Annotated in this window: 13 protein-coding genes; 11 read left to right on the top strand and 2 right to left on the bottom strand. The window is 57.9% G+C overall.

From position 1 onward, the window contains the following. Positions 1-11: 11 nt before the first annotated feature. Complete coding sequence (locus tag AC0V6V_RS08420) at positions 12-1,181, bottom strand: M23 family metallopeptidase (RefSeq protein WP_486166293.1); 1,170 nt, start codon at positions 1,179-1,181, stop codon at positions 12-14. Between the two features lie 307 nt (positions 1,182-1,488). Between AC0V6V_RS08420 and AC0V6V_RS08415 the strand changes: the two genes are divergently transcribed. The 9 genes from AC0V6V_RS08415 (at position 1,489) to AC0V6V_RS08375 (ending at position 8,994) form a co-directional block, all read left to right on the top strand. Beyond that, positions 1,489-2,772 (top strand): glutamate-5-semialdehyde dehydrogenase, encoded by a 1,284-nt coding sequence (locus AC0V6V_RS08415; RefSeq protein ID WP_486164952.1) that lies wholly within the window; start codon positions 1,489-1,491, stop codon positions 2,770-2,772. A gap of 16 nt (positions 2,773-2,788) precedes the next feature. Continuing rightward, positions 2,789-3,442: a nicotinate-nucleotide adenylyltransferase gene (locus AC0V6V_RS08410; protein WP_486164951.1), complete on the top strand. Its 654-nt coding sequence runs from the start codon at positions 2,789-2,791 to the stop codon at positions 3,440-3,442. A 66-nt stretch (positions 3,443-3,508) separates the two neighbouring features. Further along, positions 3,509-3,922, top strand: coding sequence for a ribosome silencing factor (gene rsfS / locus AC0V6V_RS08405; RefSeq protein WP_486164950.1), 414 nt, complete (start codon positions 3,509-3,511; stop codon positions 3,920-3,922). A 183-nt stretch (positions 3,923-4,105) separates the two neighbouring features. Beyond that, the gene (locus tag AC0V6V_RS08400) at positions 4,106-4,525 is read left to right on the top strand and encodes a 23S rRNA (pseudouridine(1915)-N(3))-methyltransferase RlmH (protein WP_486166071.1); all 420 of its coding nucleotides are present in this window, start codon (positions 4,106-4,108) and stop codon (positions 4,523-4,525) included. 21 nt (positions 4,526-4,546) lie between these two features. After that, on the top strand, positions 4,547-5,782 hold the full coding sequence (locus tag AC0V6V_RS08395) for a murein hydrolase activator EnvC family protein (protein WP_486164949.1): 1,236 nt from the start codon (positions 4,547-4,549) through the stop codon (positions 5,780-5,782). A gap of 158 nt (positions 5,783-5,940) precedes the next feature. Next, positions 5,941-7,284 (top strand): S41 family peptidase, encoded by a 1,344-nt coding sequence (locus AC0V6V_RS08390; RefSeq protein ID WP_486164948.1) that lies wholly within the window; start codon positions 5,941-5,943, stop codon positions 7,282-7,284. Between the two features lie 21 nt (positions 7,285-7,305). Beyond that, complete coding sequence (locus AC0V6V_RS08385; protein WP_486164947.1) at positions 7,306-7,782, top strand: disulfide bond formation protein B; 477 nt, start codon at positions 7,306-7,308, stop codon at positions 7,780-7,782. Beyond that, positions 7,779-8,300, top strand: coding sequence for a demethoxyubiquinone hydroxylase family protein (locus AC0V6V_RS08380; protein WP_486164946.1), 522 nt, complete (start codon positions 7,779-7,781; stop codon positions 8,298-8,300). Before AC0V6V_RS08385 ends, AC0V6V_RS08380 begins: the two co-directional genes overlap by 4 nt. A 76-nt stretch (positions 8,301-8,376) precedes the next feature. Beyond that, the gene (locus tag AC0V6V_RS08375; RefSeq protein ID WP_486164945.1) at positions 8,377-8,994 is read left to right on the top strand and encodes a hypothetical protein; all 618 of its coding nucleotides are present in this window, start codon (positions 8,377-8,379) and stop codon (positions 8,992-8,994) included. A 32-nt stretch (positions 8,995-9,026) separates the two neighbouring features. Here the strand turns inward: AC0V6V_RS08375 and AC0V6V_RS08370 are convergent, their stop codons facing one another. Beyond that, positions 9,027-10,040, bottom strand: a complete 1,014-nt coding sequence (locus AC0V6V_RS08370) for a GDP-mannose 4,6-dehydratase (protein WP_486164944.1) — start codon at positions 10,038-10,040, stop codon at positions 9,027-9,029. Positions 10,041-10,451: 411 nt separating this feature from the next. Between AC0V6V_RS08370 and AC0V6V_RS08365 the strand changes: the two genes are divergently transcribed. Both AC0V6V_RS08365 and AC0V6V_RS08360 read left to right on the top strand, forming a co-directional pair. Then, the gene (locus AC0V6V_RS08365; RefSeq protein ID WP_486164943.1) at positions 10,452-11,780 is read left to right on the top strand and encodes a nucleotide sugar dehydrogenase; all 1,329 of its coding nucleotides are present in this window, start codon (positions 10,452-10,454) and stop codon (positions 11,778-11,780) included. Between the two features lie 4 nt (positions 11,781-11,784). Further along, positions 11,785-12,723 (top strand): Gfo/Idh/MocA family protein, encoded by a 939-nt coding sequence (locus AC0V6V_RS08360; RefSeq protein WP_486164942.1) that lies wholly within the window; start codon positions 11,785-11,787, stop codon positions 12,721-12,723. Position 12,724 lies beyond the last annotated feature (1 nt).

Genomic DNA, 12,724 nt, shown 5'->3' with positions numbered 1-12,724 from the left:
TTTCTTGGTGGCTAGTTTGAGGCGGTGCGGGCTGGTTCTGCTCCGCGGGCTTCTTTGAGAACATCGGGGGCGGTCTCCAGGAAAGGGCGCGGGTTTACCGCGCGGTCATTGATACGCACTTCAAAGTGCAGATGCGGTCCGGTCGAACGGCCAGTGCTGCCGATTGCGCCGATGGTTTCGCCAGCGGCAACTGGCTTGCCTTCGACTGCATCGAACCGCGACATATGAGCATAGCGCGTCATCACGCCATTGCCATGGCTGACTTCGACGACTTTGCCATAGCCAGACTTGCGGCCCACAAATGTGACGACGCCTTTTGCGGCTGAATAGATCGGCGTTCCTGTTGGGCCTTTGAAATCCAGGCCGCCGTGCATTGCGCCGCCGCCATTGAAAGGATCGCGGCGATAGCCGAAGCCAGATGAAACCGTTGTCTTCGACAGATCGGTTGGCGTGAACTGCGGTACGGATTCAAGCCCGCGCTCCAGCGCGGCCATACGGGCGAGGCTGAGGCCGAGGCGCTCAAAACGTGGGTCGATGCTGCCATCAGCAGAGGTCGCGAGAATTTCCAGCGGACCACCGACGGCTGACATGTCAGCGCTTTCCACCATGGATTTGGGGTCGAAGCCAAGTTTGCGCAGCGCAGTCTCAGCGCGCTTGGCGCGGTCATCAGCAAAACGGGTCACCCGCTCGACATAAGCGAGCTGGCGCGCTTCGATTTTGGCCAGAGACGCCGCTTCTGGGAAAGAGGCGCTGACCTTTTCGATCATTTCTGAGGTTTCGGTGGTCGAATCGGTTACCGTGCCGCTGGTGTCTTTCACATCAGCGGGCAGCGCCTCGGTCATTTGTTCGATGAAATTCTGCCGTGCGGTCAGATCTTCTGCAACAGCGCTCAAGTCGTCGCCATACGTGTCCAAGCGCTCCTGCGCTGTGGCCACTTTTGCTGCGTTTTCCAGCAGGGAGAGCCGGTCCGCATCCGCTTGATACTTCGACCACGCCATCGCTCCCATCGTCACTGCCCAGCCGACGACGAGCACGACAATCGTTGCCGCCACAATCTTCTGCATGCGCGATGTGAAAGTGATGAAGCGGACCTGACCCTGCGAGCGCATGAAGAACTCACGGTCAGGAAACCACTTCTCCAGCTGGTCACGCCAGCTGGCGGTGGAACCTACATTTGGCAAGGCGAACCCTTTTATCTCTCTGCCCCAAACTTTATTGATTGTGGAGCTACCAAGCAGGGTCACTGAGGTCGAATCCAAAGGTTAAAGGGCCGGGCGAAGTGTGAACATAACGCGATGAAACGTTCATCTGAGAGAAATATGTCCGCTAGGCGGCGATTTTCTGAGGGTTTGGGCCTAGGGATTGATGCTGAGAGAATCGCTCAAATTGGCAGTTTTTGCGAATTTTGAGCGCCCGATTCGCTTTGTCTCTGGCCGTGACGTCATCGGGACTGACAGGGCTGTTTCTCGGTGCTATTGCCGTCAGATTATGACCGCAATTTCTCCCACTTTGCCTCAGCCAGCCAGCGCCGCTGAATGCGTCACAGAGCTGGCCAAAACCGCTCGCGCGGCTCAGCGGCAGCTTGCCTCAATGCCGAGCGATGCGCGCGCCGCGGCGCTGCATCATGCGGCGGATCAATTACGCCGTGACGTCAGTGCAATTCTGGAGGCGAATGCGAAGGATCTTGCCGCCGGAAAAGCCGCAGGACTGCCCGAGGCAATGCTTGACCGGTTGGCGCTGGATGAGGTGCGAATTGAAGGCATTGCGGCCGGGGTGGATGCGGTTGCGCGGCTGTCTGATCCGGTGGGTCAGATCATTGACGCCAGCGAGCGGCCCAACGGGCTAAAACTGTCGCGCATACGCGTGCCAATTGGCGTCATTGGATTGATTTATGAGAGTCGTCCCAACGTGACAGCCGATGCGGCGGCGCTGTGCGTGCGGGCTGGCAATGCCGCCCTGCTGCGCGGTGGGAGCGAGGCGGTTCATTCGAATCACGCGATCCACGCCGCAATGACGTCAGGCCTTGTCCAAGGCGGCGTGCCAGCGGGGGCCGTACAGATCATGCCAACCCAAGACCGGGCGATGGTTGGCGCGATGCTGACTGCCAGCGGCTTGATCGACATGATCGTGCCGCGCGGCGGCAAGGGATTGGTCGCGCGGGTTCAGGCCGATGCGCGCGTACCCGTGCTCGCCCATCTTGACGGTATTTGTCACACCTATGTTCACGCCGATGCGGACCCCGCGATGGCGCAAGAGATTGTCCTCAATGCAAAAATGCGGCGCACAGGTATTTGCGGCGCGATGGAGACGTTGCTGATCGATGCGCGCTTCCCGAAGGCGGCGGAGCTGGTCAAAGCTTTGCTTGCCTCAGGCTGCGAAGTGCGCGGCGATGGCCGGGCGCAGAGCCTTGATCCGCGTGTCGAACCCGCTGAGCCAGAGGATTGGGACACGGAATATCTCGATGCAGTCGTCTCCGCTGCAATCGTCGACAATATGGGCGAGGCGCTGGCGCATATTGCGAAGCATTCGAGCGCGCACACCGATGCGATCATCACCGAAGATCAGTCAGCTGCAGAGCGGTTTTTTGCCAGCGTCGACAGCGCGATTGTGATGCACAATGCCTCCTCGCAATTTGCCGATGGGGCGGAGTTTGGACTTGGTGCAGAGATTGGCATTGCGACCGGGCGGCTACACGCTCGCGGGCCCGTCGCGCTGGAAGGTCTGACCACGTACAAATGGCTGGTGCGCGGCACTGGTCAAGCGCGGCCCTAAGCCGATCGCACGCGCCATGCAGAGAGGCCTTCGAACAGGGCTGCTGGGCGGCAGTTTCAATCCCGCGCATGGCGGGCACCGGCGAATCACCTTGTTCACTATTGATGCGCTGGGTTTGGATGAGGCCTGGTGGTTGGTCTCACCCGGCAACCCGCTAAAGCCGCGCAGGGGCATGGCGCCGCTCCCTGCCCGCGTGCAGTCGGCGCAAAAGCAGGCGCGCCGCGCGCGGATTGTGCCCACCGCTATCGAACAGCAACTCGGCACGCGCTTCACGCTCGATACTCTGCGCGCGCTCAAACGCCGCTATCCCAAACGCGAGTTTATCTGGCTGATGGGGTCGGATAATCTGGCTGAGTTCCACCGGTGGAAGGCCTGGCGCGATATAGCGCGCACAATGCCGATTGCGGTGATCGCAAGGCCCGGCTATACTGGTCAGGCTATGGCGAGCCCCGCTATGGCCTGGCTCAGGCGCTACCGAGTGCCCGCCGCCAGCTTTCAAAAACGGGGGCGATGGAGCGCACCTGCACTGGTGTTATTGCGTTTCGATCCTGACACGCGTTCGGCCACGGCAATTCGCCGTGCCAATGCGGATTGGGCGGCGCAATATTCGCAAACAGGCGTGCGAGACCGGCTGACGTTCAGACGGATTCAGACATCGGAGGGAGTATGAGGCGCATATTTGGCGTTTCAATTCCTGCATTTACCCACCCCAGTATCTGGAGTTCTATGGTCGCCTATGAATCAGGCACAAACTTCCGCGTCCAATGCCAATGCGGCCCCGCCAGCAGGCGGAGCAGCTGATATGGCTAGCCACGAATTGCACGATTTGGTGATGCGTCAGCTGGACGATGATCAGGCGCAAGAAATCGTCTCGATCCCGCTTGAGGGCAAGAGCTCGATTGCCGATCACATGGTGATCGCATCGGGTCGTTCGACCCGGCAAGTGGCAGCTATCGCTCAGAAATTGGCTGAAACGGTCAAGCAGGCCGGGCATGGCCCCGTGCGCATCGAAGGACTGCCAGCAGCCGATTGGGTGCTGGTCGATGTCGGTGATGTGGTGGTGCATCTGTTCCGCCCCGAAGTGCGCAGTTTCTACAACCTAGAGCGGATGTGGGCGTTCGACGGCGAAGTCGGCATGGGTAAGGCGTAGTTTTCTAGCTTCAAGCGCCAGCGGCGGCATCCGCCGCCTCGGCTATCCTCGCTCACGCGATCAAAGATCGCATCGCTGCGGGCGGCCACTTGGCCTTGCGGCCCGTAGTCCGGCCCGGACCAGTTCAACATCGCAGGATGTCGGGCTTTACAACCCCTCCTTTCACCAACAGGAGTTCTGACCATTCTCCTTCACGTCATCGCTCGCGGAAAGATCGCCCGCTCGCCAGAGGCGGAGCTGGTCGCGCGCTATGAAAAGCGGTTGACGTGGCCGGTCAAACTCACCGAACTGCCAGAAACCGGCGGGAAAATTCCTGATCCTCAGGCGCCGCTAAAGACCATTCTGCTCGATGAGCGCGGCAAAACCATGAGCTCGGAAGAGTTCGCCGCGCTGCTGGGCCGCTGGCGCGATGACGGCATTCGCGAGGCACGCTTTGTGCTGGGCGCGGCGGACGGGCACAGCTGCGAAGAGCGCGCTGAGGCGGATCTCTTGCTCGCGTTTGGCCCGGCCACGTGGCCGCATCTGCTCGCTCGCGCGATGCTGATGGAGCAGCTCTACCGCGCCTCCACCATTCTTGCAGGTCACCCCTATCATCGCTCTTAATGATCGGGCAAAAGGGCGCACATGAAGAGCCAAATCCTAGCTACCGCAGGCGCTATGACCGTGGCGATTGCGGGCTTTGCGGCGCTTACCACTGATGGCAATGCTCAGCGCGATATTGCGCTGCTTGATCCGGCTGAAGCGCGCCAGCAATTGGCCCGCGCTCAGCGAGCAGCGGCGGATGCGCAGAAACGCGCCGCTGAATTGACCGAAAGAGCGGAGAACTCTGCGCTGGCGGCAGAGAAGACTGCGAGCGAAGCGGCGGCCTTGGCGGCGCAGGTCCAGCAATCCGAGGCGGAGATTGCGGCGGCTCAGGCGCGTTATTCCTTGGCTCAGACCCGGCGCGCAGAGCTGGGTGCGCGCTTAGCGGAGCGGCAAGAGCCGCTGGTCCGGCTAACCGGCGCGCTGCAGGCAATGTCTCGCCGGCCGCTGGTGCTTTCTGCTTTGCAGCCGGGCTCCTTGCGAGAAACTGTCTATGTGCGCGCGGTTCTCGACAGCGCCGTGCCGCAAGTCCGAGCTCGGACTGCTGCTTTGCGCAGCGATCTGGACGAGGGGCGTGCGCTGGAGGATCAGGCGCGCGAATCGCTAGCAGATCTGCGCGGCAGCGAAGGCGCCTTGCAGGAACGCAGAGCTGCTCTCGCGCGGTTAGAGGCGAGCCAGCGACAGGCCTCCAGCGAAGCCCGAGGGATCGCCGCGCGCGAGAACGAACGCGCGCTCGCCCTGGCCGAGGATGCGCGCGACCTCGATGGACTGATCGGAGAGCTAGGCAATGCGAGCGAATTGCGCCGCGAGCTGGCCGCTTTATCCGGGCCAGTCTTGCGGCCCGCTCAGCCAAGCGCATCGCAAGTGTCGGTCGAACCTTCGGCTACTCCGTCACAGGCCGCGAATGAAGTGATCCCGCCAACGGATTTTCAGCTTCCGGTGCAAGGCCGCACCGTCGCTGGATTTGGCGCACTTCGCGATAGCGGCTCGCGCAGCACTGGCGTGGTGATCGCGCCCTCTGCAGGAGCGCAAGTGATCGCGCCCGCTGCTGGCCGGGTGGCGTTTTCTGGGCCCTATCGCGGGTTCGGGCGAATCGTCATTATTGAGCATGAAAATGGCTGGACCAGCCTTGTTACAGGGCTTGCGACCAGCGATGCTGAGGTCGGCGATCAGCTCGTCAGCGGCAGTCCTTTGGGGGTCGCCGCAAGTCAGAATCCGGCGATAACGATTGAGCTTCGCCGCGCTGGAAAGCCAGTTAACCCACTGCAATTCCTTTAGAAACCGGCGCGCGCCTGCGGATACACTTGCCGCGCCCCAGACACCTCGCCTCGCGCAAAACGGCACGCTCTGATGCACAAAACTCATGTGGTCGCTCTCATCTGGCATTCAGACAGTTTGCGCGATACACATGGCATATTACGCTAAAGGAGCCCTGCGTGCCCAAGAAGTTTATCGCATTGCTGCAGAGTGCAGCGCTCGTGACCACCATCGCGCTTATCCCGACCGCCACGGCCAGCATGGCCCAAGTGGAAGGCCGAGCCGGTCCGGAATTTTCGAAATTGTTTGCCACCTATCAACGGATCAAGGCGAGCTATGTCGAGGATGTCGAGGACGAGGTTCTGGTTCGCGGTGCGATTGACGGGATGTTGGCGGCGCTTGATCCGCATTCCGCCTATCTCGATGGCAGCAGCCTGCAGCGCCTCAACACCATGATTGACGGCAATTACTCTGGTCTTGGCCTGTCTGTGGTAATGGAAGATGGCGCGGTAAAGGTGATCTCGCCATTCCGCGGCAGCCCCGCAGAAGAAGCGGGCATCAAAGCGGGCGACTTCATCACGCACCTCGATGGTGAGCTGATTTATGGCGGCGAACTGGACGATGCCGTCGCGCGTATGCGCGGCCAGGCAGGCACGTCGATTGAGCTGACGATTTTCCGGGCCGGGCGCGAAGAGCCGCTGGAAGTGTCCGTGACACGCGGCGTGATCGAGCTGGAGCCGGTTACGCACAAGCTGGAAGCAGGCAATGTCGGCGTGATTTCGGTCAACGAATTCTCTGCCGATGTTGGCCAGGACGTGTTCAACGCATGGCAAGCCATCCAAACCGAAGCGACCGGCCGGGTCAGCGGCCTGATCCTTGATCTTCGCTCCAATCCGGGCGGCAGCCTTGACGAAGCAGTCGCTCTGTCCGACCTGTTCCTCGACAAGGGCCGGATCGTATCTCAGCGCGGCCGCGCTCGCGGTGAAACTCTGCTGTATGATGCCGAAACCGTGTTCCGCGGCGATATGGCAGAGGGCACTCCGGTAATCGTGCTAATTGATGCGGGCTCTGCTTCGGCTTCTGAAATTGTCGCAGGCGCACTGCAGGATCACCGCCGCGCTCTGGTAATGGGCGATCGCAGCTTTGGCAAAGGCAGCGTGCAATCGCTGTTGCCGCTGGGCCGTGACACCGCGCTTAAGCTGACCACGGCGCGCTATTACACGCCGTCGGGCCATTCAGTGCAAGAAGGCGGGATCAAGCCCGATATCACCGTGCCGCAATTGTCCGATCCGGATTACGCGCTGCGCAGTAAATATGTGACGCGTGAGAGCGATCTGCGCGGGCATTTGGTGAACGAGCTGGGGCTGAAGGACGACGAGCTTGAGGGCGATAAGATAGATGATCCGCGCTTCAAACTGACCGCTGAACAGCTGGAGGAACAGGGCGTTGAAGATTTCCAATTGCACTATGCGTTGGAAACTCTGCGCCGCACGACGGCAAGTTCGGTAGCGCTGCGCGACTAGGCCGCCTAAAGCAGGCGCGTTATGGCTGACTACTCGCGGTTGAAGACCGCTCAGACCCTGGCATTTGCGCTCCCGGCGGGCTTGCTGGGCGGTGCATATGTGTCGCAATATGGTTTTGACCTGTTCCCGTGCGAAATGTGCTGGTGGCAACGCTGGCCGCATTTCGCTGCGCTTGGCTTTGCGGTTCTGGGATTTTTTGCCGCGCCAAAGCGCCTGTGGCTCACTCTCGCCGGACTGGCGGTGATCGTCTCCGGCTTGATCGGCGGATTTCACGCAGGTGTGGAATATGGCTGGTGGGAAGGCATCACTGGATGCGCGACCATTCCTTCGGGACCGGGAGCGGCGGTGTCGGTCATGGACACCAGCACGCCGCTGGTACGCTGTGACGTCGCGCCATGGAGCCTATTTGGCATTTCGCTGGCGGGTTGGAATTTCCTCTTTTCATGTCTTGGTGGGATCACCATCTTGGGGCTGACAGCTAAGCAGGAGCGAGCATGAAACGCCAAGACATCCACCGCATGATCCGGGTCGATCAGGCCGGCGAATTCGGCGCAACGCGGATTTATGAAGGCCAATTGGCCGTGATGGGCGATCGCGGGCCGCACAGCCAGGAAATCGCCCACATGGCTGAGCAAGAGAAGGTCCACCGCGAGAAATTCGATGCGCTTATGGCAAAGCGCGGCGTTCGCCCGACCGCACTGCAACCGTTTTGGTCGATGGCCGGTTACGCTTTGGGCGCTGGCACAGCCTTGCTCGGGCCAGAGGCGGCAATGGCCTGCACCGCAGCGGTCGAAACCGAGATCGACAAGCATTATTCGGATCAGCTCGACGAGCTAGAAGCGGACAATGCCGACCCAGAGCTGGCTGAGATGATTGAGAAATTCCGCGAGGAAGAGCGCGAGCATCACGATGCCGCGATTGCCCACGGCGCGGAAAAAGCGCCTGCTTACGGCCTGCTCTCCGGCGCGATCCGGCTGGGTTGCCGCGCTGCTATCAAGATCAGCAAGCGGATTTAGCCCGCGACCCTCTTCAGCCATGGTTCACGGCTGATGGTGTGATATAAAGCTCAGAAATTCATGTGAGGAACATCCGATGACGTCGCTGCCCCGTAAGACCCTGATCGCCAGTCTCGCATTCGGCGCCTCTGCCATGCTGGCTGCCGCGCCTGCTTCGGCTCAGGAAGATGAGGCGCTGCCTGATGATGTGCAAACCGCCTATGTTTACGGCGATGATGACGCGCCGCCGTGCCCAGAGGGTACGATCTGCGTGATCGCGCGCCTGCCGGAAGACGACCGGTTCCGCATTCCGCCTGCCTTGCGCTTTTCGGACAATCCGCAAAACACGGCATGGTCACGCCGGGTTGAAAGCCTTGAATTGGTTGGTGCTTTTGGCACTCTGGCGTGCGATCCAGCGGGCGCAGGCGGGTTGACCGGTTGCACGCAAAAGCTGATCAACGATGCCTATAAGGACCGCGCCGAAGGTCAGGATATCCGCTTTAGCGAGCTAATCGAGCAAGCGCGCCAAGAGCGCTTGTCAAACATTGACGTCGATGCCGCCGCTGAACAGCGCCGGGTCGAACAGATCGAACGCGAATATTTGGAGCGGCTCGAGCGAGAACGCTCGCAGTCGCTGCCAGGCGAAGACGGACCGCCTGCTTTGACCGAGCCAGAGCCGGCTGACACACCTGCTGAGGAAGCCCCACAGGGCTGAGTTCGCTAGTGAGCGGCTGGTGCGCCTGAGGCTCAGATTTTGTAATAGTCTCGGTACCAGTCGACAAATTGCTTTACGCCGTCACGAATATCCGTTTCCGGCACATATCCGGTTAGCTCTTTCAGCAAAGTCGCATCCGCCCAGGTGGCGGGTACATCGCCTTTTTGCATAGGCATAAAGTTCTTAACTGCCTCTCGTCCGCAAGCGTCCTCAATCGCTTCAACAAAGTCCATCAGGCGAACCTTGTCATTATTGCCGATGTTAACGACGCGATAGGGCGCGGTCGGTGAGAGATTGTCGTAATCAGCAATGTCCTCTGCTGCTTCCGGCCGGACTGGTACGGCATCAATCAGCAAGCGGATCCCGCGCACCAGATCTGTGACAAAGGTGAAGTCGCGGTACATGTCGCCATTGTTGTAGATGTCGATCGGTTCGCCGGCCAAAATGGCCTTTGTAAATTTAAAAAATGCCATATCCGGCCGACCCCACGGTCCGTAGACAGTAAAAAACCGAAACATCGTGGTCGGTAGGCTCCACAAATGCGCATAGGAGTGACCCATAGCTTCATTTGCTTTCTTGCTCGCGGCATAAAAGGTTAAAGGAGTATCGCATCTCTGGCGTTCTCCGAATGGCATGTTTTCATTCGCGCCATACACTGAGCTGGTTGAAGCCATCAGCAAGTGCTCGACTTCGAGCTCGCGTGCAATTTCCATTATGTTGAACGTACCGGTTATGTTGGATTCCAAGTAAGCTCGAGGATTTTCTAAGCTGTACCTTACCCCTGCTTGCGCAGCTAGGTGGACTATGATCTCGGGTCGTTCAGTGAGGGCCAAAGCACGGAGGGCGTCAAAGTCTTCAAGTCGCCCACATTCGCAGTAAAAGTTGGAATTTTGTTGCAGAATTTCGTGGCGCCGTTGCTTTAGGCGAACATCGTAATAGTCGGTTAGCCCGTCGTATCCTACAACTGCGAAGCCTTCTTCGATCAGCATTTGAGACAAGTGAAAGCCGATAAATCCGGCGCTGCCTGTAATAAGAACCTTACGCATACGGTCTCCTAGGAATCCCATGGCATATAGGGCGGTTTTGGAGCGTGGTCACCAGTGCAAGTAATCGGGTTTTTGTTAAGCGCTCTGCTCCGTAACGGTCCAAAACCCCGGGAGTGGAGTATGAGAAAGGCACTAATGCTCATTGCATTCGAGCATTCTTGCCCGAACTTGAAAGCGCTAAAAAGGCACCCAGCGTTGACAGATCGATGTGTGGCTTGAATAGGGCGCAGAATATACCGCGATGGCACTGCTCCTAACGATTAGCAGCAACGGCTATGAGTTTGCATAAATGCCCTCAAGCAATAGATTTCGCATAGAGGGCAGCCGATCGTCTTGCGCTATGACAAATGATAAGAGTTCGCTTAAAGAGCGGGTTGCAACGCTTGCTCTTATATCACTGAAAGGACAAACATGGCTACTCGCCTGCCGGTTGCCGCAAATGAGCAACTGATTGAAAAGCTGGAAGGCCGTGACGCTGTGATCGGTGTTCTTGGCATGGGCTATGTGGGCCAGCCATTAGCGCTTCGTTACAGTGAACTCGGCTACAAAGTGATTGGCTTTGATGTTGATGTTGAAAAAGTCGAGGCACTAAACGCGGGGCATTCACACATTGAGCACATTAGCGATTCCGATGTCGCTGCTGCGAATGCTGCGGGTATGGAATGCACCACTGATTTCAGTAGAGCATCGGTGGCAGACGCTCTCATTCTGTGTGTGCCAACCCCCTTAAATAAGCACCGCGAGCCTGATCTTAGCTATGTTGTCCAGACCACAGAGTCGGTTCTCCCGTATTTGCGGGCTGGCCAAGTAGTCTCTTTGGAAAGCACAACTTACCCGGGCACAACAGAAGAAGAGCTGCTGCCACGCATTACGGCTGGTGGTCTGGGGGTCGGTGAAGACATTTTCTTGGTCTATTCACCTGAACGTGAAGATCCTGGCAATGCCAATTTTACGACGAACACGATACCCAAGGTCGTAGGGGGGCACACCCCGAACTGTTTGGCGGTTGGCGAAGCTCTTTACGGTCAAGCGATCGACCGGGTTGTGCCGGTTTCTTCTACCAAAGCCGCTGAAATGACAAAGCTTCTTGAGAACATTCATCGCGCGGTAAATATCGGCTTGGTGAACGAGATGAAGATCGTGGCGGATCGCATGGGGATTGACATCTTCGAAGTGATTGATGCTGCCGCAACTAAGCCATTTGGCTTCACACCTTACTATCCAGGCCCCGGTCTCGGCGGCCATTGCATTCCCATCGACCCATTTTATCTTACTTGGAAGGCAAGGGAGTACGGACTGCATACCAGATTCATTGAGCTGTCTGGCGAGATCAACCAAGCGATGCCAGACTATGTCGTGAGCAAGGTGATGGCTGCGTTGAATGACAATCGCCGAGCGTTGCGCGGTAGCCGGATCTTGGTCTTAGGAATCGCATACAAAAAGAACGTTGATGATATGCGCGAAAGTCCCTCTGTTGAAGTGATGGAAAGACTTCGTGATTCAGGTGCGCAAGTCGAGTATTCTGATCCGCACGTCCGCGTTTTTCCAAAAATGCGAAATCACACTTTTGATCTAAAGTCAGTGGCTCTTACGCCAGAGATAATTGCTGAATTTGATGCGTTGGTACTGACGACAGACCATGCGAATTTTGATTATGAAATGATCCGCGAAAACGCGAAGCTCATAGTGGACACTCGCGGGGTGTATCGCGCCCCTGCTGATCATATTGTTAAGGCCTAAATCAATGAAGAATTTTGCCCTCGTTGGTGCCGCTGGGTACATCGCACCCCGCCATATGAAAGCGATCCGTGACACTGGTAATGATCTGGTTGCTGCGATGGATGCGAGCGATTCCGTTGGCATTATAGACAGTCATTTTCCCGATGCTCAGTTCTTTACCGACTTTGAAATGTTTGATGCCCACCTCAGCAGCAAGCGCAGAGCGGGTGTTGCGCTTGATTACGTTTCGATCGCCTCACCCAATTTCCTGCATTCGGCTCATATGCAATGGGCTTTACGCGCGGGCTCGGATGCAATCTGCGAAAAGCCTCTGGTGTTGCATCCGGAAGATATTGACGAGCTGAAGGCGGTCGAGGCTGATACTGGCCAAAAAATCCATACCATTCTGCAATTGCGTCTGCATCCGGCAATTTTGGCTTTGCGCGACCGCATCGCTCAAGCTCCAGACAACCAAAAGGTTGAGGTGGATTTAACCTACATTACGTCCCGCGGAAACTGGTACCTTAAGAGCTGGAAGGGTGCGCAAGAAAAGTCAGGTGGAATTGCCACCAACATCGGCGTCCATTTTTTTGACATGCTGCACTTCGTTTATGGCAGACTGCAAGAGAGCCTTGTCCATCTAAACACTCCGACAAAGGCTGCGGGCTATCTCGAATATGAGCGCGCGCGCGTGCGATGGTTTCTCTCTCTTGACTGCAATGACGTGCCTGCTGAAGAACGGGCAAAGGGCAAGCGCACCTATCGCTCGGTCATGGCTGATGGAGAAACATTGGAATTCTCCGAAGGCTTCACGGAATTGCATACCAAAATTTACGAAGATATCCTCGCTGGAGGCGGTTTTGGCGTTGAAGAGAACCGTGTAGCTATCGAGACCGTTGCGGACATCCGAAATGCGCCAATTGCACAGATTAGCGACCTGACTCATGACTTTGCAAGAAAATAGT

Source organism: Erythrobacter sp. S249, from assembly GCF_057364975.1.
The sequence above is the reverse complement of the archived record's forward strand: the minus strand, read 5'-3'. Positions and strand labels throughout refer to the sequence as shown.

Bases quoted from the DNA above. Each gene is read 5' to 3' on its own strand.
- AC0V6V_RS08415 (WP_486164952.1), top strand. From the start codon at position 1,489: ATGACCGCAATTTCTCCCACTTTGCCTCAGCCAGCCAGCGCCGCTGAA.
- AC0V6V_RS08410 (WP_486164951.1), top strand. From the start codon at position 2,789: ATGCAGAGAGGCCTTCGAACAGGGCTGCTGGGCGGCAGTTTCAATCCC.
- rsfS (WP_486164950.1), top strand. From the start codon at position 3,509: ATGAATCAGGCACAAACTTCCGCGTCCAATGCCAATGCGGCCCCGCCA.
- AC0V6V_RS08395 (WP_486164949.1), top strand. From the start codon at position 4,547: ATGAAGAGCCAAATCCTAGCTACCGCAGGCGCTATGACCGTGGCGATT.
- AC0V6V_RS08385 (WP_486164947.1), top strand. From the start codon at position 7,306: ATGGCTGACTACTCGCGGTTGAAGACCGCTCAGACCCTGGCATTTGCG.
- AC0V6V_RS08380 (WP_486164946.1), top strand. From the start codon at position 7,779: ATGAAACGCCAAGACATCCACCGCATGATCCGGGTCGATCAGGCCGGC.
- AC0V6V_RS08375 (WP_486164945.1), top strand. From the start codon at position 8,377: ATGACGTCGCTGCCCCGTAAGACCCTGATCGCCAGTCTCGCATTCGGC.
- AC0V6V_RS08370 (WP_486164944.1), bottom strand. From the start codon at position 10,040: ATGCGTAAGGTTCTTATTACAGGCAGCGCCGGATTTATCGGCTTTCAC.
- AC0V6V_RS08365 (WP_486164943.1), top strand. From the start codon at position 10,452: ATGGCTACTCGCCTGCCGGTTGCCGCAAATGAGCAACTGATTGAAAAG.
- AC0V6V_RS08360 (WP_486164942.1), top strand. From the start codon at position 11,785: ATGAAGAATTTTGCCCTCGTTGGTGCCGCTGGGTACATCGCACCCCGC.